This is a genomic window from Levilactobacillus brevis ATCC 14869 = DSM 20054, from assembly GCF_001433855.1.
GTDB classification, from domain to species: Bacteria; Bacillota; Bacilli; order Lactobacillales; family Lactobacillaceae; genus Levilactobacillus; species Levilactobacillus brevis.
On sequence record NZ_AZCP01000001.1, the window covers coordinates 500,338 to 520,730 of the forward strand.

General features: G+C 45.3%; 26 protein-coding genes. 5 read left to right on the forward strand and 21 right to left on the reverse strand.

All coding sequences use genetic code 11. The features are described from left to right. Positions 1 to 59 precede the first annotated feature (59 nt). The 3 genes from FC61_RS02625 (at position 60) to FC61_RS02635 (ending at position 1,563) form a co-directional block, all read left to right on the forward strand. On the forward strand, positions 60 to 512 hold the full coding sequence (locus tag FC61_RS02625) for a MerR family transcriptional regulator (RefSeq protein WP_021742597.1): 453 nt from the start codon (positions 60 to 62) through the stop codon (positions 510 to 512). Positions 513 to 673: 161 nt separating this feature from the next. Continuing rightward, positions 674 to 1,120: a LytTR family DNA-binding domain-containing protein gene (locus tag FC61_RS02630; RefSeq protein WP_052471877.1), complete on the forward strand. Its 447-nt coding sequence runs from the start codon at positions 674 to 676 to the stop codon at positions 1,118 to 1,120. Continuing rightward, positions 1,117 to 1,563: a DUF3021 domain-containing protein gene (locus FC61_RS02635; protein WP_021742595.1), complete on the forward strand. Its 447-nt coding sequence runs from the start codon at positions 1,117 to 1,119 to the stop codon at positions 1,561 to 1,563. The genes FC61_RS02630 and FC61_RS02635 overlap by 4 nt, the downstream gene beginning before the upstream one ends. 60 nt (positions 1,564 to 1,623) lie before the next feature. Here FC61_RS02635 and FC61_RS02640 read toward each other — a convergent pair whose 3' ends face one another. Next, complete coding sequence (locus FC61_RS02640; protein WP_021742594.1) at positions 1,624 to 2,217, reverse strand: NADPH-dependent FMN reductase; 594 nt, start codon at positions 2,215 to 2,217, stop codon at positions 1,624 to 1,626. Next, positions 2,204 to 3,637: an MFS transporter gene (locus FC61_RS02645; protein ID WP_021742593.1), complete on the reverse strand. Its 1,434-nt coding sequence runs from the start codon at positions 3,635 to 3,637 to the stop codon at positions 2,204 to 2,206. The genes FC61_RS02640 and FC61_RS02645 overlap by 14 nt, the downstream gene beginning before the upstream one ends. 108 nt (positions 3,638 to 3,745) lie before the next feature. Here FC61_RS02645 and FC61_RS02650 point away from each other — a divergent pair, with 108 nt between their 5' ends. Next, the gene (locus FC61_RS02650; protein ID WP_021742592.1) at positions 3,746 to 4,231 is read left to right on the forward strand and encodes a MarR family winged helix-turn-helix transcriptional regulator; all 486 of its coding nucleotides are present in this window, start codon (positions 3,746 to 3,748) and stop codon (positions 4,229 to 4,231) included. Positions 4,232 to 4,320: 89 nt separating this feature from the next. After that, positions 4,321 to 4,725, forward strand: coding sequence for a MerR family transcriptional regulator (locus FC61_RS02655; RefSeq protein WP_021742591.1), 405 nt, complete (start codon positions 4,321 to 4,323; stop codon positions 4,723 to 4,725). An 8-nt stretch (positions 4,726 to 4,733) separates the two neighbouring features. Here FC61_RS02655 and FC61_RS02660 read toward each other — a convergent pair whose 3' ends face one another. The 19 genes from FC61_RS02660 to FC61_RS02750 all read right to left on the reverse strand — a co-directional run bounded on the left by FC61_RS02660 (position 4,734) and on the right by FC61_RS02750 (position 20,295). Beyond that, positions 4,734 to 5,570 (reverse strand): SDR family NAD(P)-dependent oxidoreductase, encoded by an 837-nt coding sequence (locus FC61_RS02660; protein ID WP_021742590.1) that lies wholly within the window; start codon positions 5,568 to 5,570, stop codon positions 4,734 to 4,736. A 323-nt stretch (positions 5,571 to 5,893) separates the two neighbouring features. Next, positions 5,894 to 6,409 carry an isochorismatase family protein gene (locus FC61_RS02665; protein WP_021742589.1) on the reverse strand — a complete coding sequence of 172 codons (516 nt, stop codon included), beginning with the start codon at positions 6,407 to 6,409 and terminating at the stop codon, positions 5,894 to 5,896. 311 nt (positions 6,410 to 6,720) lie between these two features. Beyond that, complete coding sequence (locus FC61_RS02670) at positions 6,721 to 7,041, reverse strand: MazG nucleotide pyrophosphohydrolase domain-containing protein (protein WP_021742588.1); 321 nt, start codon at positions 7,039 to 7,041, stop codon at positions 6,721 to 6,723. A 246-nt stretch (positions 7,042 to 7,287) separates the two neighbouring features. Then, positions 7,288 to 7,809, reverse strand: a complete 522-nt coding sequence (locus FC61_RS02675; RefSeq protein WP_011667648.1) for a biotin transporter BioY — start codon at positions 7,807 to 7,809, stop codon at positions 7,288 to 7,290. A 10-nt stretch (positions 7,810 to 7,819) separates the two neighbouring features. Beyond that, entirely contained in the window at positions 7,820 to 8,611 is a 792-nt protein-coding gene (locus FC61_RS02680) for a biotin--[acetyl-CoA-carboxylase] ligase (RefSeq protein WP_021742587.1), read from the reverse strand. A gap of 12 nt (positions 8,612 to 8,623) precedes the next feature. After that, complete coding sequence (gene fabI, locus FC61_RS02685; protein ID WP_035464976.1) at positions 8,624 to 9,382, reverse strand: enoyl-ACP reductase FabI; 759 nt, start codon at positions 9,380 to 9,382, stop codon at positions 8,624 to 8,626. A gap of 30 nt (positions 9,383 to 9,412) precedes the next feature. Beyond that, the gene (accA, locus tag FC61_RS02690; protein ID WP_021742585.1) at positions 9,413 to 10,180 is read right to left on the reverse strand and encodes a carboxyltransferase subunit alpha; all 768 of its coding nucleotides are present in this window, start codon (positions 10,178 to 10,180) and stop codon (positions 9,413 to 9,415) included. Next, positions 10,180 to 11,013, reverse strand: a complete 834-nt coding sequence (locus FC61_RS02695; RefSeq protein ID WP_035464975.1) for an acetyl-CoA carboxylase carboxyltransferase subunit beta — start codon at positions 11,011 to 11,013, stop codon at positions 10,180 to 10,182. Before FC61_RS02695 ends, accA begins: the two co-directional genes overlap by 1 nt. Beyond that, complete coding sequence (locus FC61_RS02700; protein ID WP_042516774.1) at positions 10,970 to 12,370, reverse strand: acetyl-CoA carboxylase biotin carboxylase subunit; 1,401 nt, start codon at positions 12,368 to 12,370, stop codon at positions 10,970 to 10,972. Before FC61_RS02700 ends, FC61_RS02695 begins: the two co-directional genes overlap by 44 nt. Before the next feature lie 17 nt (positions 12,371 to 12,387). Continuing rightward, complete coding sequence (locus FC61_RS02705; RefSeq protein WP_021742582.1) at positions 12,388 to 12,798, reverse strand: 3-hydroxyacyl-ACP dehydratase FabZ family protein; 411 nt, start codon at positions 12,796 to 12,798, stop codon at positions 12,388 to 12,390. Positions 12,799 to 12,812: 14 nt separating this feature from the next. After that, positions 12,813 to 13,238, reverse strand: a complete 426-nt coding sequence (locus FC61_RS02710; RefSeq protein ID WP_021742581.1) for an acetyl-CoA carboxylase biotin carboxyl carrier protein — start codon at positions 13,236 to 13,238, stop codon at positions 12,813 to 12,815. 5 nt (positions 13,239 to 13,243) lie between these two features. Further along, complete coding sequence (fabF, locus tag FC61_RS02715) at positions 13,244 to 14,470, reverse strand: beta-ketoacyl-ACP synthase II (RefSeq protein WP_021742580.1); 1,227 nt, start codon at positions 14,468 to 14,470, stop codon at positions 13,244 to 13,246. A 16-nt stretch (positions 14,471 to 14,486) separates the two neighbouring features. Then, positions 14,487 to 15,212 (reverse strand): 3-oxoacyl-ACP reductase family protein, encoded by a 726-nt coding sequence (locus FC61_RS02720; protein WP_011667657.1) that lies wholly within the window; start codon positions 15,210 to 15,212, stop codon positions 14,487 to 14,489. Then, complete coding sequence (locus FC61_RS02725) at positions 15,212 to 16,126, reverse strand: ACP S-malonyltransferase (protein ID WP_021742579.1); 915 nt, start codon at positions 16,124 to 16,126, stop codon at positions 15,212 to 15,214. The genes FC61_RS02720 and FC61_RS02725 overlap by 1 nt, the downstream gene beginning before the upstream one ends. Positions 16,127 to 16,135: 9 nt before the next feature. Further along, complete coding sequence (locus FC61_RS02730) at positions 16,136 to 16,384, reverse strand: acyl carrier protein (RefSeq protein ID WP_011667659.1); 249 nt, start codon at positions 16,382 to 16,384, stop codon at positions 16,136 to 16,138. A gap of 22 nt (positions 16,385 to 16,406) precedes the next feature. Then, entirely contained in the window at positions 16,407 to 17,390 is a 984-nt protein-coding gene (locus FC61_RS02735; protein ID WP_021742578.1) for a beta-ketoacyl-ACP synthase III, read from the reverse strand. Continuing rightward, positions 17,387 to 17,854 (reverse strand): MarR family winged helix-turn-helix transcriptional regulator, encoded by a 468-nt coding sequence (locus FC61_RS02740; protein ID WP_015473661.1) that lies wholly within the window; start codon positions 17,852 to 17,854, stop codon positions 17,387 to 17,389. Before FC61_RS02740 ends, FC61_RS02735 begins: the two co-directional genes overlap by 4 nt. 24 nt (positions 17,855 to 17,878) lie before the next feature. Continuing rightward, positions 17,879 to 18,325, reverse strand: a complete 447-nt coding sequence (gene fabZ, locus FC61_RS02745; protein WP_024525322.1) for a 3-hydroxyacyl-ACP dehydratase FabZ — start codon at positions 18,323 to 18,325, stop codon at positions 17,879 to 17,881. A 377-nt stretch (positions 18,326 to 18,702) separates the two neighbouring features. After that, positions 18,703 to 20,295 (reverse strand): TIGR03766 family XrtG-associated glycosyltransferase, encoded by a 1,593-nt coding sequence (locus FC61_RS02750; RefSeq protein ID WP_021742576.1) that lies wholly within the window; start codon positions 20,293 to 20,295, stop codon positions 18,703 to 18,705. Positions 20,296 to 20,393 lie beyond the last annotated feature (98 nt).

A 20,393-nucleotide genomic window follows, 5' to 3' on the forward strand; every position in this document is an offset into this window, starting at 1 on the left:
ATGAAAAATTTGAAATTTGTGGTAAACTTAGGCTACTAATATGTAAAGGAGACCTTACTGTGACAGTAACCGATAACTTTTCTAATTGGCTCAATTTAATTCAACAGGTTTCACAACCAGAAGGCATCACCTTAGGCACCTCGGACCTGGTTAAAGCAACAGGTGTACCAGCTAGTCAGCTTCGTTATTGGGTTGAACAAGGGTATATTAAACCAATCGATGTCCCCAATGAACGGAGCCGAAAGTTTAGCTACCGGGTTGTTTTTCGCGTACGTGCTATTAAATATTTTCTTGATCACGGATATACGCTTTCAGCAGCAATGGATAATGTAAATCAATTTCGTAATCTGGATATTCAATTGCAACGTATTCTGACCGACCATTTAACAGATTTACAGCTCCACGAGGATGGTCAGATTGATATTTCATTAGGCACCGTTCAGGATGGTCAAGAGTTATTAGGCCTCACTATTAAGGATGGTTCCTCACAATTTTGGACGAAAAAAGTCTGAGTGAAATTGTAAATCTTAACGCTAAAAGCCGTGAACCTATTGAACCAGGTCACGGCTTTTGTTAACCAAATATCCGGTACTAACGACCACATGCTCCGCAGAACTTGCTGCCCCCTGTAAAACTGCGTATGCTGAACTTATTAGAAAGGCAGGCGGTAACCATGCACGTAACCTTTAATCTCAAAGCCAGTTTTATTCCCCCCTTCATTACCATTAACGCTCCCGCCGAAACACCGGAGCTTCAGCACTTGGCGGCTAATATCTCACAGTTGACTAATAGCCAACTAATCGCCGGTATCTCTCCCCGGGGGACTCGCGAGCTAGTTCCAGTGAACCAAATCATCCGTATTCATACCGACGCTAAACACGTGGTCATGGAAACCAAAATCACCACCTATACACTTCCCCAGCGGATCTACCAGCTCAAACAACTCTTACCCAGTGACCTATTTCTACAACTTTCGAGTGGCGAACTGGTCAATCGACAGCACATTCGCCATTTTTCCTTGACCCCTTCTGGTCTATATCAGGTCTTACTCTCAACTGGCGCCACCACGTTCGTCTCACGGCGCTGCATGCAACAAATTCGAAAGGAGTTTTTAAAATGAAACGACTAGGTATTCTTACTTCTGGTGCCTTTCTAGGCCTCTCGATTGGATTTCTTTGTGCGCTATTCTTCTCGTTAACCAACCACGCCACGACTTTTATGCCTTCGTCACCAGATTTCGTCGCCCATTTTAGTTCAAACACGATGGCAACCCTAGCCGCGGCCGGCTTGTGGGCGACGATCGGTTTACTCTTTGGCCTAACCAGCCTTATTTTCTTCAATGAGCATTGGAGTATCGCTCGTCAGACCATTTGGCATTTTGGGTTGTCCTATCTCGGGTTTACACCATTGGCCATTTTGGCCGGCTGGTTCCCACTGAATGTGACTTGGTTGCTGCTATACACCCTAATCTTTATTGGGATTTACCTCGTCATTTGGACCTACAGCATGCTGCGCGCCCGCAAAACGGTCCAACACTTAAATGACACACTATCCCATCATTAAACCGCCAAAAAATTACCAGTTAGACTAACTACTTCTAACTGGTAATTTTTTGGCGGTTATTTATGACTGCGGAGTAAATGGATTATCGGCAAATAGTCGGCTGTAAAAGGCAATCTTTTCAACTGTCTGCTGGAGCTTTTGGTGATAAAAATCTTTGGACGGCGCATTTACGAGGAATTCTCCCGCCTCGTTGAAATTCTTTTGTACATTTCCAATGCCTACCAGTGGAGGTAACACTGTCATCCCCAATCGTGTCAAATCAACCCCACCAAATTGACCAGCCCGGGCATTATCCGAATATGACATAATCAATGCCGGCTTCTTAGCTGTCTGAAAGGCCAAATAATCCAACCCATTCTTTAATACTGCTGGAAACGAATGATTGTATTCAGGCGTAATAAAGATATACCCTGAAGCTTGTTCCATATCGTCTAACCAGGCCTGTTGTTGCGCAGGTAAGTGTCGATCCTGATTATTCATCGGTGCTACATCCTCATAGAAGAATGGTAACTGGTAGTCACCAACCGCTATAAAATTCAAGTGCACGGCATTTTGCTGTTCAAAGTCGTTCTGCTGATTTTTAAGGTAATTAAATACCCGCCGACCCAATGACTTTTCTCGTGAACTCCCTAAAACTAAATTAATTTGCATCATCTGATAATGCCTCCATTTTTTTATTTTTCCACGTGTTAAAACTAACTAACCCAATTGCCAGGAGTACCAGTAGGCTACCCAATAAATACACCCAGCTTTGCCCCGTGATAAAGGCCCGCTTGAAGTGACCATCAAAATTAGTCACCTTGCTTCGCGTCAACGCGCTCATAATCACAAATAATAGTGAGGTGGCCAAGGCATTACCAAGAACCATGCCAATGTTACGCGATAAAGCATTAACACTACCGGCAACTCCCAACTGGGTCTGCTCGACCGCCCCCATAATCAAGGCATTATTAGGCGACTGGAATAGCGCATTCCCTAATCCCAATAACCCAATTAAGCCCCCCACAAGTGTCAACGGCGTCTGCTGGTTAATCAAAACGAAACCAATTTGTGCGCTTAAGATAATGAGTAAACCCGTCAAACACAATTTGAAAGGGCCCTGATTATCTGCAATCCGACCAGCAATTGGTGCCATCAATACCTGGACTACTGGTAAAATCATCATGATTAGACCAGCCACGCTAGCGCCAATGACTTTCGCATTTTCAAGATAAAATGGTGTCAAAACCATGTAGAAATTATTTGCCACAAACACTAATAAGGCTGTGCCAACACCTACTGTGAAATCTGTCTTTCGAAAAATTTTCAAATCTAAGAGTGGCTGTTGACACTTGATTTCGTACAGGATAAAGACCAACGTCGCAATCATTGCCACCGCCAAGAGTCCCATCAACAGTGGTTGTCCGTACCCCAGTTGCTGACCTGCATAGAGGTAACCAAAGAAGCCACTGATACCAATCCCGATTAAGCCACTGCCCAACCAATCAAATACTGGCCGGTCATCACTACCAGTCTCTGTCGTCAAAACAGCGTGACCCAATCCCATCAACAACAGGCCGATCGGAACATTGATCCAAAAAATAGATTCCCAAGGTAAAAAACTCAAAAGTAATCCACCAATACCAGGACCAGCGATCATTCCCAAGGCCACAAATGAACCGATCCAGCCCAGCGCACGTCCCCGCTCATTAATCGGGAAACTTTCCGTGATAATCCCGTTATTCGTGCTCATCGTCATTGCCGCACCCAGTCCTTGAATCAATCTACACAGTAATAAACTAATTATATTGGGACTTAAACCACAACCTAGCGACCCCAATACAAATAACCACATTCCCCACTTGAACACACGAACCTTACTAAAGGTGTCACCTAATCTTCCAAATGGCAATAAAAAGACACAGATTGTAATTAAATAAACCGAAACAATTAGCTCCGCTACCCCCATATTAATCGCTAGTGCTCGGTTAATGACGGGTAACGCCACATTAACTATGCTGGCATCTAAATCATCCATAAAGGTCATGATTCCAATACAAGCCAGTACCCACCATCGGATTGCTTGTGTTTTCATTTTGTCGCTTCTTTCATTTTAATTCTAATGAATACATATGCTATAATAGCACTATTAATATAAATGTCTAATTTTAATTCACTTGAATTAAAAAGAAAGGATTAAAAAATGATTTCTTCAGCAAACGCTAAAAATCTAATGGCTTGTATTAGTCAGTTACTCACGCAAGATACAACGGTTGACCAAGAAAAAAAGTGGATGCTCTCACAAGTCGCCACGGATACGACCCTTACCGCCACAATTAAGGCCCTTAGAACGGCCGATTTTCACACGATCGCAACGATTAGTACCCTCACACCAGCGTATTTAAAATCCCTTCCCGAAAAAACGGGCCTATCGCAGCCGACCATATCTCGTATGATGACCCGTCTAAGCCACCATGACTTGGTGGAAAAATATCGCACCGTTACTAATAGTAAAGACATCTTGGTACGGCTCACCCCTAAGGGTACCCAAATTGCTGAGATTCACGCACAACTTGACCAGCGTATTTTAAACAACGTGGCCCAAGTTCTAGAGCCCTATTCACAAACAGAAGTAACCACCACCATTCAAATCTTACAAGAAATTGCTAAGATTGATGTCAATCGCTAACTTAGAGAGTCATCCACAAAGATTCTCCTCAATAAACGCGTATACTAGTCGAGAATACGAGCGACTAATTAAATAAAGGAGTCCTGAATATGGAATATACTATGAGTGATGTTTGTCAAAAATTCAATCTCTCCGAATATACCTTACGTTACTACGACAAAATCAACCTCATTCCTGGCGTTTACCGCAACGAACAAAATCGACGCGTTTTTACTGAGGACGCAGTTGGTTGGTTGCAGTTTGTTATCGCTCTCAGAAGTACGGGGATGCCGATTGCGGATGTCAAAAAATATATTGCCCTCACCACAACCACTGATGATTCGACCATTCAAGCTCGGCTAACTATGTTGCAAAAGCAAGCGGCTAAGGTCGACTCGCAAATTGCCGACATGCACAAGCAACGGCAAATTATTGCCGACAAAATTAATCATTACCAACAAGCTATGAAAACGGCCCCAGATCCAACAAAAAAGTCATACCAACGATGGGTATGACTTTTTTTCTACCGATTTCCGGTTGATTCTGTTAATGACCGATTGGCCATATCATTTTTAGCCAATGTCTCGGCATTTTGTTGGGCTGCTTGCTCAGCATCCTTCCCAATCAATAGATGAACTGGTGCTTGTGGCATTTCGCTTAATGTATGAATAGCTGCTGCGACCTTGTCAGGTTCGCTCACGTAGCGATCACCCGCATGATGCCATTGATCATGAATCATGCTGATGGCTTGACCAACACTATCTTTGTACAGATCACTTGAAGCGGCTTTCATTGAATCGCCTCCCCATTCAGTTCGCATACCACCAGGCTCAACAGTTGTCACTTGAATACCAAATGATTGAACTTCATGAGCCAATACTTCACTTAGGCCATTAACCGCAAACTTGGCACTTTGATAAGCGCTCAAGCCAGCGCCACCGATCCGACCGCCAATTGAACTAATGTTAATGATCCGTCCGGACTTGGCTTCCCGCATCGTTGGTAGAACCGCTCTAATCGTATATAGCGTCCCATAGAAATCCGTATCCATTTGCGCTTTAAAGGTGGCTAAAGGCATCTCCTCAACTGAATCCATATCTGCGAAACCCGCATTATTAACCAAGACGTCAATCGTGCCAAAGTGCTGAATAGCCATTTGAATTGCGGCGTCAACTGCGTCAACATCCGTAACATCTAATGAAAGTGGATAGATGTGCTCACCATACTCAGTAGCCAGATCCGCAAGACTAGCCGTATTTCTGGCGGTTGCTACCACGTTATCACCATTACTTAAACTGTTTTCTACGATTGCTCGACCTAACCCGCGAGAACTTCCCGTGACGAACCAAGTTTTTGTCATTAAAAAAACCTCCTAATTTTTAACTCAAAAAGCAGTATAGTTTCCTAGAGTTACTCTAGGTCAAGCGAAAACTCTTTTATTTTTGATAACTATTAAAAAGTCAGCGTTCCAGAATAACGTGTTCTGAGACGCTGACTTTTTAAATCGACCTAAACTACCATTTAAACCGTAGCCCAAGACCAATATGATTAGGCCAAAGATAATGGTTGCTCCTATGGTGCCCAACAATGTACTGATTGCGAAACTTTAGCTAAAGTTTTGGGACGATATTAATTAGCAATGGTTTTTGTTCATTTAGACCCAAATTTCATGTAACAGACTTTCTATTTTTGATACTCCCCATCTAAATCCGTGTCCGCCGTTACAAACTCTGCAAATCGATGTTCCCAGATATGAGCATGATGCTGTTTAATTTGCGTCGCCGTCAAGAGATCGCTATCAAGCGTCGAAATTCCGGCCATCAATAACTCAATCTGAAACCCTAGATGATAGGCAACCCGGATTGTCGTATCCACGCAATACTCAACTTGGGCCCCACAAATTTCAATCGTCCTTAGCTGATTCATCTTTAAAAAGGCCTCTAGTCCGGTTTGATAAAATGAATCCGGTCGAGTCTTGTTATAGTAGACATCCGATCCTGCAGCATGTAAATCCGGAAATAACTGCCAACCAGCACTAGCAACTTCCATCCCCGGTTCCGTATGTTGGATAAAAATAATCGGTCGCTGGGCCTCCCGATAGCGATCAATTCGCTGGTTGATTGTTGCCACCACCTGATTACGGCGATCAATCTTCGCCAATGCCTGTTGCATGTCAATGACAATTAATGCCTGAGCCATAAAATCACATCATTTCTATTAGGTTAGGGAATCTGTGTCACAAACTAAGCTTAGTACTACAGTAGTCGTTCAATTAGTCATTAACAATAAGAATATCCATGCTCAACCAACAGCCCTTTAGTACGTCTGTATATTACAATAAAGCAAGCATGCTTCACCAAGTAATCAAGCCAAATCTCCTGATATAATAGTCTTTGTACAATACATTATCCAACTATCTTTATAACAGCATAGTTTTTACATATTAACTGATTTAGCCAGAACTAGTCATTTACCACAAAAGGTATGCCAGAATCCACATCGCCTTTTCATTATCTTTGCTTAAATCGCTGGGTCAGCTTTTGTTCACTCGCCGTTAGTAAGTCAGCCGCATCAATATCATACAAACTACTAATCACCAGCACCTGATCCAAGGCGTCTGCCAACTCTTCTTTGAGATTTGCGCGTTTTTCAGCCGTCGTTGCTGGGCGTTCCCCTGGGTGGTCACGGCCAATTTCTTCGGCGCGAATTGCACGCGATACTTCACCGACTTCTTCAGTTAAAAAGTTCAGGTGAACAAAGGGCGAATATTGGTACCAGTTGCGTTGTCGATAAAAATCTACTAACCACTGCTGATGATCACTGATTGACATGTGTCTGCCTCCTTCATCTCTACTCTCAACTGTACCAGATACTGGTCCATTTACAACGACTAATGGCTCACAATCTTCTTAATAGCTGAAAAAAAACGCTCGCCATTCCTACGAATGGGCGAGCGTTTTTCAAATCTAAGAAACTCCGGCTTGCTAATCAATCTCTCTGAATCACTTTATTAGCATCTCTTAAACTCTAATTAGTAACTATACAGGAGTTTGCTTAAAAAGTCAAGGATTTTTTAATTATATCATTTTTGGTGCCCATTTTCGTAACCGCTGAGCCAGCCACCACGCGCCAACCGCTTTGAGCGAATCACCGGGGATAAAGGCCAATGTGGCGACTAGCGCTTGTGGCAGGGACATCGTTGTAACTGTACTCAGCCACACCGCACCCAAAATATCAACACCCATCGCACTAAGCAGAATGGCAACTAACCGTGGTACTCGACCATAAGTTAATCCTTGCAGCATAAGCGGCATGATTAGCCACCCCACTAAATATCCCCCGTTAGGCCCCAGAAATACGGCTGGACCGGCTTGACGGCTAGCCAATACTGGTAGGCCAACCAGTACCAGAAGTAAAAACAGACCAATTGCAGCCAGACTTTGACGCGTTGGCAATAATAATGTGACAACCATCACACCCATATTTTGTAAAACCAAGGGAACCGGACTAATTGCCAGTGGGATTGCTGGAAAAAAACCAAATATAACAATAATAGCAATAAATAATCCCACTAAGGGAATTGACTGACGCTCTTGCATAGCGTTCCTCCTATCCACGATAATCACCGACCGGGGTCATCACCTTAATCGCTTCGCTACTCGCAACGATTCGCCGCTCACCCGACGCGAGTTGAATCACTAACGCTCCTTGATCAGTCAGGGTAACCGCAACTCCTTGTACCCAGTCCGGTCCAACTTGAACACGCACTGCTTGTCCCAACGTGGTGCATAGCTGTTGGTAATCCGCCAAGAACTGTGCATCTTGATAATGTGGTAATCCCATAACCAGCTCATCCAGCAGTCCGGCAACCAACACATTTCGATCAACCCAATTGCCCCCAACGATTGAGGTGGCCTTATTCGCCAATTCTGTTGAAAACCGCGTGGTCACGTTTAAACCAATTCCGATAAGAACCTCTTGCCGATCCAGCAAATTTTCAATTAGAATGCCGCCACACTTTCGTTGATGCAACAAAATATCATTGACCCATTTTAACTGAAAGGTCTGTTTGGGGTAGGTAGCCGCTAGACATCTAACCACCATGATCCCCACTGCCGTTGTCAATCGCCCTGGATTCACTGGTGCAGTGACCGCAGTACGAACGGTCAAATAAACACCTTGAAAGGCTGGCGAAAAAAAGGCACGCTGACGTTTCCCATAACCAGCTGTTTGCTGCTCCGCCAAAAAGGCTTGCATTGGCGAGTCACTTGCCGCCGGTACTCGTTTCGCCCAGGCATTGGTCGAATCAACCGTTGAACGAAGCTGAATCGCGATGGGGCACGTCGTTTGGCGCAGTTCCCTAATCCGATCCACCGCTAATTGATTGCCCTTTGGCTGCATAGAAGTTCCCCCTTACATTAAATGCACACCTTTATCGACGTACAGGATGTCCCCCGTCATCCCCGTAGATAAATCACTCAATAGGAAAGCAGCAACGTTACCAATTTCCGAAGTGGTCACGCTCTGTTGATCGACTGTCAGGCTGGTTGACATCTTCAGTAAGTCGCCATGACCCTTAATCCCCGCGACCGCTAATGTTTTAACCGCACCGGCAGAGATCGCGTTCACTCGAATCTGATCCGTGCCCAGATCCGTTGCCAAATACCGCACACTAGATTCTAGGGCCGCTTTAGCAACGCCCATCATGTTGTAATTAGGAATTGCTCGAGTTGCCCCAAAATAAGTCAACGTGATTAGACTGGCTGGCTTCGTCAACCATGGTCGCGCATATCTGGCAACCGCAATGAATGAGTAGGCACTGATTTCCTGTGCCAAGTTATACCCTGTCCGCCGTGTTTCAACCAGTCCTTGTTTCAACGTTTCGGGATCAGCATAGGCAATCGCATGGATTACACCATCTATTTTTCCATAGCGCTCGCCAATTTGTTGAAAGGCTTGCTGGATAGCTGAATCTTCAGCAACGTCACACGCTACTAACTGAATATCTTCCGGAACGAACCGTTGAATACTCTTTTTTAGTCGTTCATTTTGGTAGGTCAAAACGGGGGTGCCACCTTGTGCTAGGATGGCTTGGACACACCCCCACGCAATACTTCGCTGATTGGCGACGCCCATCACGACAATCACTTTGTCCGTCAAGATTCCGTTCATTCTGTCATCCTCCATTTTTTCATCATGTTCTTAATACTGGTCAAATCGGGTTTGTCGTTGATCGATTAAGGTCGATATTGGTAACTTACCCAGTATTTTAAATTGCTCATGTAAGAAATCGGCCAATTGCGATAACTCAGCGGCCGTGTGCACCTCCGGCAAGATATCATCAATGACTTTTTCACGTTTCAAATCCTGCGGAGTTAATGCCAAGGCCGCTGCCGCTTCTCGCACTCGGCTCGCATCTTTCCACATGATACTGGCATACCCTTCTGGTGACAACACACTGTAAATACTATCTACCGTCATATACACCCGATCACCACAAGCCAAAGCCAGTGCGCCACCACTGCCCCCTTCGCCAAAGATCAGACTGATGTAAGGAACCTTTAATTGCATCCCCTGATAAAGGCATTGGGCGATTGCTTCTCCTTGACCATGAAACTCAGAGGCCACATCGGGGTACGCTCCAGGGGTGTTAATGAGCGTCAAAACAGGTCGGCCAAACTTTTCGGCTTGCTGCAATAACCGCTGAACTTTTCGATAGCCTTGGGGCATCGGGCTTCCAAAATGGCGCGCTACATTCTCCGTTAGATTTCGTCCTTTACGGGTACCAATCACTGTAATTGGTTGACCATTCAGCCGACCGATACCACCAATGATTGTCGGATCATCACCATCTACCCGGTCACCATGGCATTCAAAAAAGTCCGTCACGAGCCCGTCAATCAGGGCTTCAGTCGTGATTTTATCTTGACTACGGGCTGCCTGCACCGTCTGATAGGCTGATTTAACCATTAAGATTCCCCCTTATGAAGTCGTAGCAGATCTGCTAATCGCTGTTTTAATTGTGGACGGGCCACAATAGCATCGATAAACCCGTGCTGTAGAACAGTCTCAGCTCGTTGGAAGTCTGCCGGCGGTGTTTGATGAATAGTTTGTTCAATCACCCGGCGACCAGCAAATCCCACTAAGGCATGGGGTTCGGCCAAGATGAGATCGCCTTGCATCGCAAAGCTTGCCGTCACACCACCAGTAGTTGGATCGCATAAAACAACGATATACAATAAACCAGCTTGACTGTGGCGCGCCACTGCCGCAGAAACTTTAGCCATTTGCATCAGTGAGTGGATGCCCTCTTGCATTCGCGCACCGCCGGAGGACGTGAATAAAATAACCGGCAACTGTTTAGCCGTCGCTTCATCAAATAAGCGGGTTATTTTTTCTCCCGTCGCCGTTCCCAAACTGCCCATCACAAAAAACGCATCCATGACGCCAATCGCTGTCGATTGGTGATCGATTGTGCCAAAACCAGTCAACACACTCTCGTTTAAGCCGGTTAGCTGACGGCCTCTAGCAATCTTGGCCTGATAAGCAGCATCCGTATAACGGTCTGGTACCGTCAATTGCGCATTTGTTTCTTGGAAGGTATCCATCGTTAATTTGATCCGCTGCATTGCCGTTAACCGAAACCCATAGCCACAGGCAGGACATAACCGCGCAGGCTCCCAATGGTCGGTCAAAAAGGTCGTATGACAAACAGGACACCGCCTAACCAATCCATCGGGAATACTTGCCATCCGTCGGTTAAGGCTCTTCTGACTGGGCGTTTTGAACTTCGCTGGTAACATCCGCTTCATCTCCTTTTTGCCGCATCTCGGCAATAAACGTCGTGGTAAACGTTCCGGCCTGTACGGCCCTTTGCGTTAACAACTGCCGCAAAAATTGGCGATTCGTTTTAATCCCCTCAATCTGCATTTCACCTAAAATTCGGTCCATCTTGGCTAATGCCGTTGTCCGCTGTTGGGAACTAACGATTAGCTTGGCAATCATGGCGTCATAATAAGGTGAGATCACACTACCGGCAATGACGCCCGAATCAATTCGAACGCCCAGTGAACCAGCTGGCAAATAAAGCGCCGTAATTTTACCTGGACAGGGCGCAAACTGGTGCTGTGGATCTTCTGCATTCAACCGACATTCGATGGCATAGCCGTTCAATTTGACATCTGCTTGGGTAAACCCCAGTGGCTGATTAGCAGCCACTCTAATCTGGGCCTTAACCAATTCAATGCCTGTAACTGCTTCCGTAATCGTATGTTCCACCTGCAACCGCGTATTCATTTCGATGAAATAAAAGTGGTGATCCTTATCCATTAAGAATTCAAAGGTTCCCGTGTTGGTATACCCCAATTTCCGGGTAGCTCGGGCAACCGTTTGGCCCAACCACTGCCGTTGCTTAGCATCAATCATGCCACAAGGACTTTCTTCGATAACTTTCTGATGATGTCGTTGTAGCGAACAATCTCGCTCTGGCAAATACACCACTTCGCCAAAGTTATCGGCAATCACCTGCATTTCAATATGTTTGGCTTGGCCAATACATTTTTCCAAATATACGGCCGCGTCCCCATAAGAAAGTTTGGCTTCCTGCTGAACTTGCTCAAATGCTGCTGGTAGCTCTGCTGCCGTCTGTACCTCACGAATTCCTTTGCCACCACCGCCTGCTGCTGACTTTAAGAGTACCGGATACCCAATTTCTTGAGCAATCTGAACCGCTTGGTCGGCAGAATCCAGTACCCCATCGCTTCCTGGAATGACCGGTACTTGATTAGCCTGCATAGCCGCACGGGCGTGAGCTTTATCTCCCATTAAATCAATTAAATCAGCATTGGGACCAATAAAAGTTATCTGACACTGTTGGCATAACCGCGCAAAGGTGGCATTCTCCGAGAGAAAACCATACCCCGGATGAATGGCCTGACAGCCGAGTAGCTTAGCCGTACTGATAATTTGTGTCATATTGAGATAAGAATCAGCGGGTTGCGGGCCACCAATGCACACGGCTTCATCAGCCAGCTTGACAAATAAACTCTCTCGATCAGCTTGCGAATAAACCGCAACGGCTGAGATCTGCATATCATGCAATGCGCGGATAATCTGCACCGCAATCTCACCACGATTAGCGACTAATACTTTCGTAAACATCTCATCACTCACTTTCATCATGAAATCGCAAAGATTAATTCTGCTTGGCAAATCGTCTCATGGTTACGTACAATTTGGCCCGTTCCCACTCCCATATTGCGCTTCATTTTTGTCAACGCGACATGGAGCGTTAGATCATCTCCCGGGTAAAAATCTGACATAAATTCAGCTGAGCGAATTCCGCCAAAGAAGACATTACGATCCTGATAGGCTGGTAGCGACAGAATTGCCGCCACGCCCGTTTGTGCAAGTGACTCAATCAAGATTGGTCGGGGAACGACTGGATTGGCGGTTGCCTGACCCGCGAAGTACCACTCATGAATCGTAATTAGTTTCTGAGCAATCGCCTGCTTGCCTGGCTCAACCTCAAGTAATCGATCGATCAACTGAAACGGATATCGTTGCGGAATAATCTCTTGCACATCCATACGTTTAACGCCTCTTAATCTGGTTTAATTTGTAATAATGGTTCATCGTATTCCACCATGCTCCCATCAGTCACCAATACTTTCGTTAAGGTGCCGGTCAGGTCACTCTTCACTTCATTAATCATTTTCATTGCTTCAACCACACACACGACGTCCCCTTTTTCCACGTGATCCCCAATTTGTTTGAACACGGGTTTTTCCGGTGCCGGTGCTAAATACACGACGCCAACTAATGGCGCCGTGATGGTCGGTTCTACAGATTCCTTCGCTGTTTCACCCGCTGGCTCAGGCGTAGGTTGGTCAATCGTTGCCGGTGTTGGAACGTTGGTGTCTTCTCGCTTACTCAACGACAACTGAAAATCATCTTGAACCAAGTGGAAGTCCTTTAACGACGAGTGATCAAATTTTTCTAATAGGTGCTCAATATCTTCGTTTTTCATTCACGTTACACCCCTTTAATGGCCAGTACAGCATTGTGCCCACCAAAGCCAAATGAATTACTAATCGCATAGTGAACGGGCATCTCACGATTCTGGGACGTTACTAGGGTCACTGGGCAAGCGTCATCTTGATGACGAACACCAACGTTGACGGGTAACTGTTGTCGTTGCAAAGCGCCAATCGTTGCGACGGCTTCAATGGCACCAGCCGCCCCTAACAAATGTCCTGTCATCCCTTTGGTGCTGCTAACCTTAATGTGCGTGTTATGGGCAAACACGTTGGCAATGGCCTGGGCCTCTGCACTATCGTTGGCCATTGTACTGGTCCCGTGTGCGTTCACATAATCCACCTGGCTAGGATCTAGTTCGGCTTCGTCTATGGCTTGCTGCATCGCTCGTTGCGCCCCTCTTCCAGTTGGATCAGGTGCTGTCATATGATACGCGTCACTAGTGGTCCCATACCCCACAATTTCTGCCAAAATATTGGCGCCGCGTTCTTGTGCATGCGTCAGCGTCTCTAGCACAAGAGTGGCACCACCTTCACCTAAAACAAAGCCATGTCGATCCCGGTCAAATGGCATTGACGCCATCTGAGCGTCGCTAGCTGTACTTAACGCGGTTAAGGCCGCAAATCCAGCAATCCCGATCTCGTTAACACTCGCTTCAGAACCACCGGTAATCATGACCTGGGCTTTGCCCTGCTTTAAATACTCGAAAGCATTTCCGATTGCATTCGTTCCGGATGAACAGGCTGTCACAATCCCTTGACTCGTGTTCTGTGCATTGAATTCAATGGCTATATCTCCGGCGGCCATATTAACAATGGAATTAGGCACAAATAATGGTGATACTCGTTTAGGCCCTTTATCATGCATCTTAATAACCTGTTCTTCAATCGTGGTCAAGCCACCGATCCCAGAACCATAAATGACTCCCAAATCTTCTGGTTTAACGGTTGTCTCATCTAACCCCGCCATCGTCATTGCTTCATGAGCCGAATATAAGGCGTAATTAGTAAAGAGATCATTTCGCTTAGCCGCTTTTTTAGTCAGTCGCTGTTGCGCATCGAAATCTTTGACTTCACCCGCCACATAGATACCGGTATCGGCTGAAAATTTCGTAATCGGCCCAATACCAACAGCGCCGGTAAATAGGTTATCCAAATAACTTTTTACATCATTTCCGATAGGCGTAACAGCCCCCATACCGGTTACCACAACTCGATTATTCATTTAAGATTTTCCTCCTCTAAATGGTTAATCCGCCATCAACCGTGATCACTTGACCGGTAATATAAGCATTGTTCACTAAAAAGAGTGCTGTCGTCGCAATTTCAGCGACTGTTCCAAACCGTTTTAATGGAATGACCTCGCGAGCTGCTGCTTGTCTTTTCTCGCTCATTGCACCGGTCATTGCCGTTGCAATCATCCCGGGCGCAATCGCATTAACGCGAATTTGCCGCAACGCGCCTTCCTTGGCACTGGCCTTCGTCAAACCAACGATTGCCGCTTTACTGGCTGCATAATTCGCCTGACCAATATTACCGTGTAAGCCAGAGATACTGGATAGATTAACGATGGCACCTTGTCGCGCTTTTTGCATCACTTTCATGGCCGCCTTGGTTAAATTAAATGCCCCAAAAACATTGGTTGTCATCACCGCTGTGAAGTCAGCAGCTGCCATTCTCGTTAATAACTTATCGCGAGTAATTCCCGCGTTATTAATCAGAATGTCTAACCGGCCAAAGTGATTCATGGCTTGCGTGACCAATTCATCAGCTGTCGTTTCCTGAGTCACATCGCCCGTCACAACAATTGCCGTCGAGTATTGGTCAATGATGGTCTGCTCAGCAGGCGCCAATTCATGATGGCTATTCAAAATGACGCGGATACCAACCTTTAGGAATTGCTCAGCAATAGCGAAGCCAATCCCCGTTCCGGCACCCGTGACAATTGCCACACGTTGTTCTGTCATTACTTTCCCACCTTTTGTCGAACTTCATTTAGTGTCTCTAGACTGTCAATATGCCAAGCCGTAACATCCGGCAATGTCTTCTTCGCAAATCCGGTCAAGGCATGCCCCGGTCCCAATTCAATCGTTGTCGTCACCCCCAACGCCGCTAGCTGCTGTAAACAGTCGCGAAAATACGTCGGCTGAACGAGTTGCTGGCAGAGTGTCTGTGGCAATGTTTCAGGGGTGAAGGGCATCTTAGTTGTATTGCTAATCACCGGAAAGGCTGCCGAATGGCTGACAACTGACGCTAATCGCTTCTTCAACAGCTCACTGGCTGGTGCCATTAATGGCGTGTGTGACGCAGCATTAACATCTAACGGGATTATACGTTTGGTCCCGTTATCCTTCAAAAAAGCGCTAGCCGCATCAACACCGGCAATGGTTCCCCCAATAACAACCTGCTTACGCGTATTATAGTTTGCCACCGTGACAATGCCCTGTTGTTGACCTACTTTTAACGCCTGGTCTAGTAAAGCCATATCCGTCATCTTGGGCAAGGCCACTAGCTTTCCTGGTTGTTGAGTACCCGCTAACGTCATATAACGTGACCGATCATCAACCAGTCTAATGCCCGCTTCAAGAGAGAGCATCTGGCTCGCAATTAAGCCGCTGTATTCACCTAAACTCAGTCCACTGACTGCTAGTGGCAGTGGCAACTCGGCAGTCAAAATGTTAAAAATTCCGGTACTCATGGCAACAATACTAGCTTGCAAGTAACGGGGATCATTACTGATTTGCGGATCTGCTAAGTCAACTGATAACGCCGAACTGGCCGCTGAAATGGCCTGACGATAACGCGGCTCCTGGCGATATAAGTCTTGGCCCATATCGGGGAATTGACCACCCTGACCACTAAATAGATACCCTAATTGCACAGTCTCACCCTACTTTGCTGTTGCTTTCAAAATATAGTCAACCAGTCCGCCAACCGTTTCTAAGCCACTATCCGTATCCGCATCAATTTCGATATCATAAGTATCTTCGATATGGTCAATGACTTCAAACACATCCAAACTATCTAATTCCAAATCATTCTTAAAATTGGTTGCCAGCGTAATCTTATCTACGTCCACATCCAGTTGATCGACCAAAATTTCCTTTAATTGATTAAAAACTTCTGCTTGTGTTGTCATTGTATTGCCTCCAAATTTTAAATTAATAGCGTAAAATCATTGTCCCAATCGTCAAGCCACCACCGAATCCAGAAAGCGCCAGTACATCGCCACGTTTAATCACGTGTGAGGTGACGAGTTGGTTCAATAGCAACGGTTCGCTGGCCGCTGCTGTATTCCCATACTGGCCGATATTAACGGGGAATTGCGCCATTGATCCCGTTAAGTCCTCAGCAATCCGCTCAATGATTCGTTGGTTGGCTTGATGTAAGATAAAATAATCAACATCAGTAACTGCTAAATGGCCTTGGTCCAGCGCTCGTCGCAGCGATGCTGGAACCTGTTTGATCGCAAAATTATAAACCCGACGACCATTCATTTTAAAGAACGGGAGCACCGGTTGCGGATCACTGGCAAATGGCGAATCAATGCCATTAGCACCAGCGGTCAAATAACGGCCTTGTTCACCCATGGTTCGATAGTCAGCGGCAATAAATGCCCCATCTTGGGCTAACGCACTGGTCAACACGACACCACCGGCACCGTCCCCAAACAAAACAGCGGTTGAACGATCTTGCCAATCGACTAATCGGCTCAATGTTTCACCACCGATCAATAACGCCGTCTTAGGTGAATCGCCCATTAACAACCGGTGAACGACTTGTAAGCCGTAAACAAAGCCGGAGCACGCCGCATTGACATCTAGGGCAACCGCCTTAGTCGCCCCAATATTGCCTTGCACTTGAGCGCTAACCGCCGGCGTTTGATAATCAGGTGACATGGTTGCCACCACAATATAATCAATGTCCGTAGCCTGTAAACCACTTCGCTGCAAAAGTTGCTGGGCGACGCGTGTGCAGAGATCACTGGTCCGTTCCGCCGTAACGACATGCCGTTGATGGATACCGGTTCGTTGAACAATCCACTCATCAGAAGTTGTCATCATCGTTGTTAACTCTGAATTCGGCACAACCCGTTCAGGTGTATAACCAGCCGTTGCCAAAATGTTAAAATTCTCAAATTTCATTTCAATGAAACCTCATCAATAAATGTTTGTAGGTTAACCATCGCTTGCTTAATCAATTGCACCTCATCTTGGTCAAAACCCTTTAAAAAGCCTTCGACTAGTTGACGATGAAAGGCATCATGGGCACGATATAGCAAACGTCCTTTACTTGTCAGTCCCAGATTAATGATGCGTCGGTCCTGTTGATTTGTCGTTCGGACAATATAACCCTTGCGTTCCAAAACATTCAAGTTAGCTGTCAATGTTCCTTTACTCAGATTCAGTGTCTTCGCAACTTCTGAAGTTGTTTTGTGAGAATGTAGTCCAATCGCGTGAACCAAATGTAACTCCTTAGCAGTAATATCTTTAAACCGACTTTGCTTAATCGACCCCTCTTCAATACGCATGATATTATCATAAATATCGACTAGGGCGTCGTTAATAAAGCGGTAATCTGCTCGTTTGTTTTCTGGTTTAGCTTGCATTGGACTATTTCCTCTTCTTCTGAATTAAATTTTATCGTCAGCAGCTGCTACGATAAAGGTTAAGTCAGCCGAACACGCGACCTTCTCGCCGACGCTTGCGGTACACTTAACCGTTCCCATATTACTCCGTTGCTTGACCATTTCAACATATAATGACAAAACATCCCCTGGACGGACAACTTTTCTGAACTTAGCCTGTTTAATGGCGCCCAGATAAGCTGTCTTTCCTTGAAATTGTTCCGACTTTAAAATCAAAATAGATGCGGCTTGGGCCAGCGACTCAATGATCAAGACGCCTGGCATAACCGGATTACCGGGAAAATGGCCTTGAAAAAATTCTTCGTTGATCGTGACATTTTTCGTACACGTAATGGATTCTCCCGGATTCAATTCGTCCACCCGATCCATGAATAAAATAGGGTAACGATTGGGAATCAACGTCATAATTTCGGCAGCCGTCAAAACACTCATAACCATCCTTCTTTCTTTAGCGAAAGTTCCACCCATTTAATTTGATGTTCAAACTATTAGTCTAAAAAAAGCTAATGACTACGTACCCCGCTATACCAAGGTATATCGATTCATAATATTAGTCGTAATATCAAACTATTAATTCAAAACTAACCAAATTTTTTGAGCAAAGTCATCATATCGCATATTAATTTGAATATCAAACCATTACGCAAAAAATAAATCTTAGGCGTTACGGAAAATAACCAAATACCGTGATTTAAACCGAAATTTACGGTAAATATTAAGATTTTCTTACGCCGGTTCAATTCCCCTCACTTTAATCGTAATGCCGACAAAAAAACTGTGTCTGCGCCAAACGCGCCAGACACAGTTTATCATTTTTCTTGTTCCAAGTTATCCGCTGCTATCGCAGCTACCACTCGCCGGTGATACCCGGCATACAATTGGCGGACATTGGCCACTGCCCGTTCAAACGAGAGAGTGGCTAGTAATAACAAGCATGGTAAATATTGGATCAAATACCGACTTCGGCCGCCTTCAAACAACAGCAAAAACATGAACCCACCAATCAACGATAGCCGTAAAATTTGAATCAGGTTATCCTGAGGTCCAAACCCAATCGCAATTATAACCAACAGGCTAATCCACCACAATTGTGCCGCAAAGCGGAAATCGGCAATGTGTCGGCCGTATAGGTAAATAAAATTCTTTAGCTTATTCGTGATGCCCCGATTATTAGGCTTTTGATTTTCCAAAAAGAAGTGCCCCTCTTTTAGCCAACCAAACGTACCATCTGCCGTATTATTCCGTTGCTTCATCACTAGAAACTTCAAATAACCAACCGGTCCCAACTGTTTGAGTCGTTGCTTGAGTAATTTGATCGAATAGGCCGCTTTGTCCTGCTTACGTGGAATAAAGGTCATTGCTTGGGCCTGTTGCCAACTATAACCTCCCTGACCATAAACACCCATGGCCATGAAGTGAATAGCCGGAATCGCGCGGGTTTTATCCACCTGAATATAGGTCTGATGATCAACCTGCGTGTTCACATAGCGGTAAGTGTAAAAAGCACTTTCACCAGCAAATAGGATAAATGCAAATGCCAAAAATAAATTTTCTGGTCGTAAGTGCTTATGCTGCACCAAAGCCACCAAACTTTCAATCATGACGATTGCAATAACGGGAATGATCGCTGAGGGTTTTGTAAAGTAAGTTATGGCAACACAAAGCCCAAAACCATTGGCCGCGGTCGCCCGAACTAACGGATGTAGTGTCTGATGTCGCATAGCAAAGTAACACAAAAAGTAGCCCGAAACCAGTGGTAACGCCCATGCATCCGTATATGGCATAATAATGCTGGGAAAAACCGCTAACCAAGCGGCTTGAATGTACATCGCGATCCCCAACGCTTGTCTTTTAACCAGTCGCACACTAATCAAATTAAAAATAGCCGATAAATCAACAAAAATCAGTGTCACAAAGTCAAAAAACTCCCAAGTGGTCTGGTGAAAAGTCGTGGATAACCAGTGCATAAACAGCATGATAGGTAAGTTATTAACGTTTAGGCTAAAGTAAGCCGTACTGTCCGGATCGTGCACACTACTTGGATCGGTTGCCGTATGCAGTAACATACCGGAATCAAACCCACTGTTGGGATGAACGAAGGTGATGAAAAAAATCTGACCGACTAACACGATGACAAGTAAAATCGTTCCCGTCCGCAACTGCTCTGTTACCAATACCCGATACAACCACGCATGAATGGTTGGATACGCATAATTCATCACCAATACAGCGACGATTCCGATGACCAAACCTGTCGTCAACATCGTCGTACTTGTTCCGAAAGTTGCATTATCTCCTAGAATAATATTGGGTGACGTTACCGCAAAATATAGGGTCAAAAGGAAGAAACATCGCCAAAATAAATTAATAATGGTTTGACTAAAATTAAAAAAATGACGCATCTCGCTTCTCCTTCTCTCACCTTAGTTCCGATTGTTTCCACATGTCTCTATGATACTGACTCAATCATCGCCATTCAACACCTATTTAGCCCTTTTCG

Coding starts and splice junctions, on each gene's coding strand:
- fabI (WP_035464976.1), bottom strand. CDS start 9,382: ATGAACGGAATCTTGACGGACAAAGTGATTGTCGTGATGGGCGTCGCC.
- FC61_RS02735 (WP_021742578.1), bottom strand. CDS start 17,390: ATGAAATTTGAGAATTTTAACATTTTGGCAACGGCTGGTTATACACCT.
- FC61_RS02740 (WP_015473661.1), bottom strand. CDS start 17,854: ATGCAAGCTAAACCAGAAAACAAACGAGCAGATTACCGCTTTATTAAC.
- FC61_RS02710 (WP_021742581.1), bottom strand. CDS start 13,238: ATGAAAAACGAAGATATTGAGCACCTATTAGAAAAATTTGATCACTCG.
- FC61_RS02750 (WP_021742576.1), bottom strand. CDS start 20,295: ATGCGTCATTTTTTTAATTTTAGTCAAACCATTATTAATTTATTTTGG.
- FC61_RS02645 (WP_021742593.1), bottom strand. CDS start 3,637: ATGAAAACACAAGCAATCCGATGGTGGGTACTGGCTTGTATTGGAATC.
- FC61_RS02730 (WP_011667659.1), bottom strand. CDS start 16,384: ATGACAACACAAGCAGAAGTTTTTAATCAATTAAAGGAAATTTTGGTC.
- FC61_RS02635 (WP_021742595.1), top strand. CDS start 1,117: ATGAAACGACTAGGTATTCTTACTTCTGGTGCCTTTCTAGGCCTCTCG.
- FC61_RS02630 (WP_052471877.1), top strand. CDS start 674: ATGCACGTAACCTTTAATCTCAAAGCCAGTTTTATTCCCCCCTTCATT.
- FC61_RS02655 (WP_021742591.1), top strand. CDS start 4,321: ATGGAATATACTATGAGTGATGTTTGTCAAAAATTCAATCTCTCCGAA.
- FC61_RS02665 (WP_021742589.1), bottom strand. CDS start 6,409: ATGGCTCAGGCATTAATTGTCATTGACATGCAACAGGCATTGGCGAAG.
- FC61_RS02680 (WP_021742587.1), bottom strand. CDS start 8,611: ATGCAGCCAAAGGGCAATCAATTAGCGGTGGATCGGATTAGGGAACTG.
- accA (WP_021742585.1), bottom strand. CDS start 10,180: ATGGTTAAATCAGCCTATCAGACGGTGCAGGCAGCCCGTAGTCAAGAT.
- FC61_RS02695 (WP_035464975.1), bottom strand. CDS start 11,013: ATGTTACCAGCGAAGTTCAAAACGCCCAGTCAGAAGAGCCTTAACCGA.
- fabZ (WP_024525322.1), bottom strand. CDS start 18,325: ATGAGTGTTTTGACGGCTGCCGAAATTATGACGTTGATTCCCAATCGT.
- FC61_RS02670 (WP_021742588.1), bottom strand. CDS start 7,041: ATGTCAATCAGTGATCATCAGCAGTGGTTAGTAGATTTTTATCGACAA.
- FC61_RS02650 (WP_021742592.1), top strand. CDS start 3,746: ATGATTTCTTCAGCAAACGCTAAAAATCTAATGGCTTGTATTAGTCAG.
- FC61_RS02660 (WP_021742590.1), bottom strand. CDS start 5,570: ATGACAAAAACTTGGTTCGTCACGGGAAGTTCTCGCGGGTTAGGTCGA.
- FC61_RS02640 (WP_021742594.1), bottom strand. CDS start 2,217: ATGATGCAAATTAATTTAGTTTTAGGGAGTTCACGAGAAAAGTCATTG.
- FC61_RS02700 (WP_042516774.1), bottom strand. CDS start 12,370: ATGTTTACGAAAGTATTAGTCGCTAATCGTGGTGAGATTGCGGTGCAG.
- FC61_RS02705 (WP_021742582.1), bottom strand. CDS start 12,798: ATGGATGTGCAAGAGATTATTCCGCAACGATATCCGTTTCAGTTGATC.
- fabF (WP_021742580.1), bottom strand. CDS start 14,470: ATGAATAATCGAGTTGTGGTAACCGGTATGGGGGCTGTTACGCCTATC.
- FC61_RS02720 (WP_011667657.1), bottom strand. CDS start 15,212: ATGACAGAACAACGTGTGGCAATTGTCACGGGTGCCGGAACGGGGATT.
- FC61_RS02675 (WP_011667648.1), bottom strand. CDS start 7,809: ATGCAAGAGCGTCAGTCAATTCCCTTAGTGGGATTATTTATTGCTATT.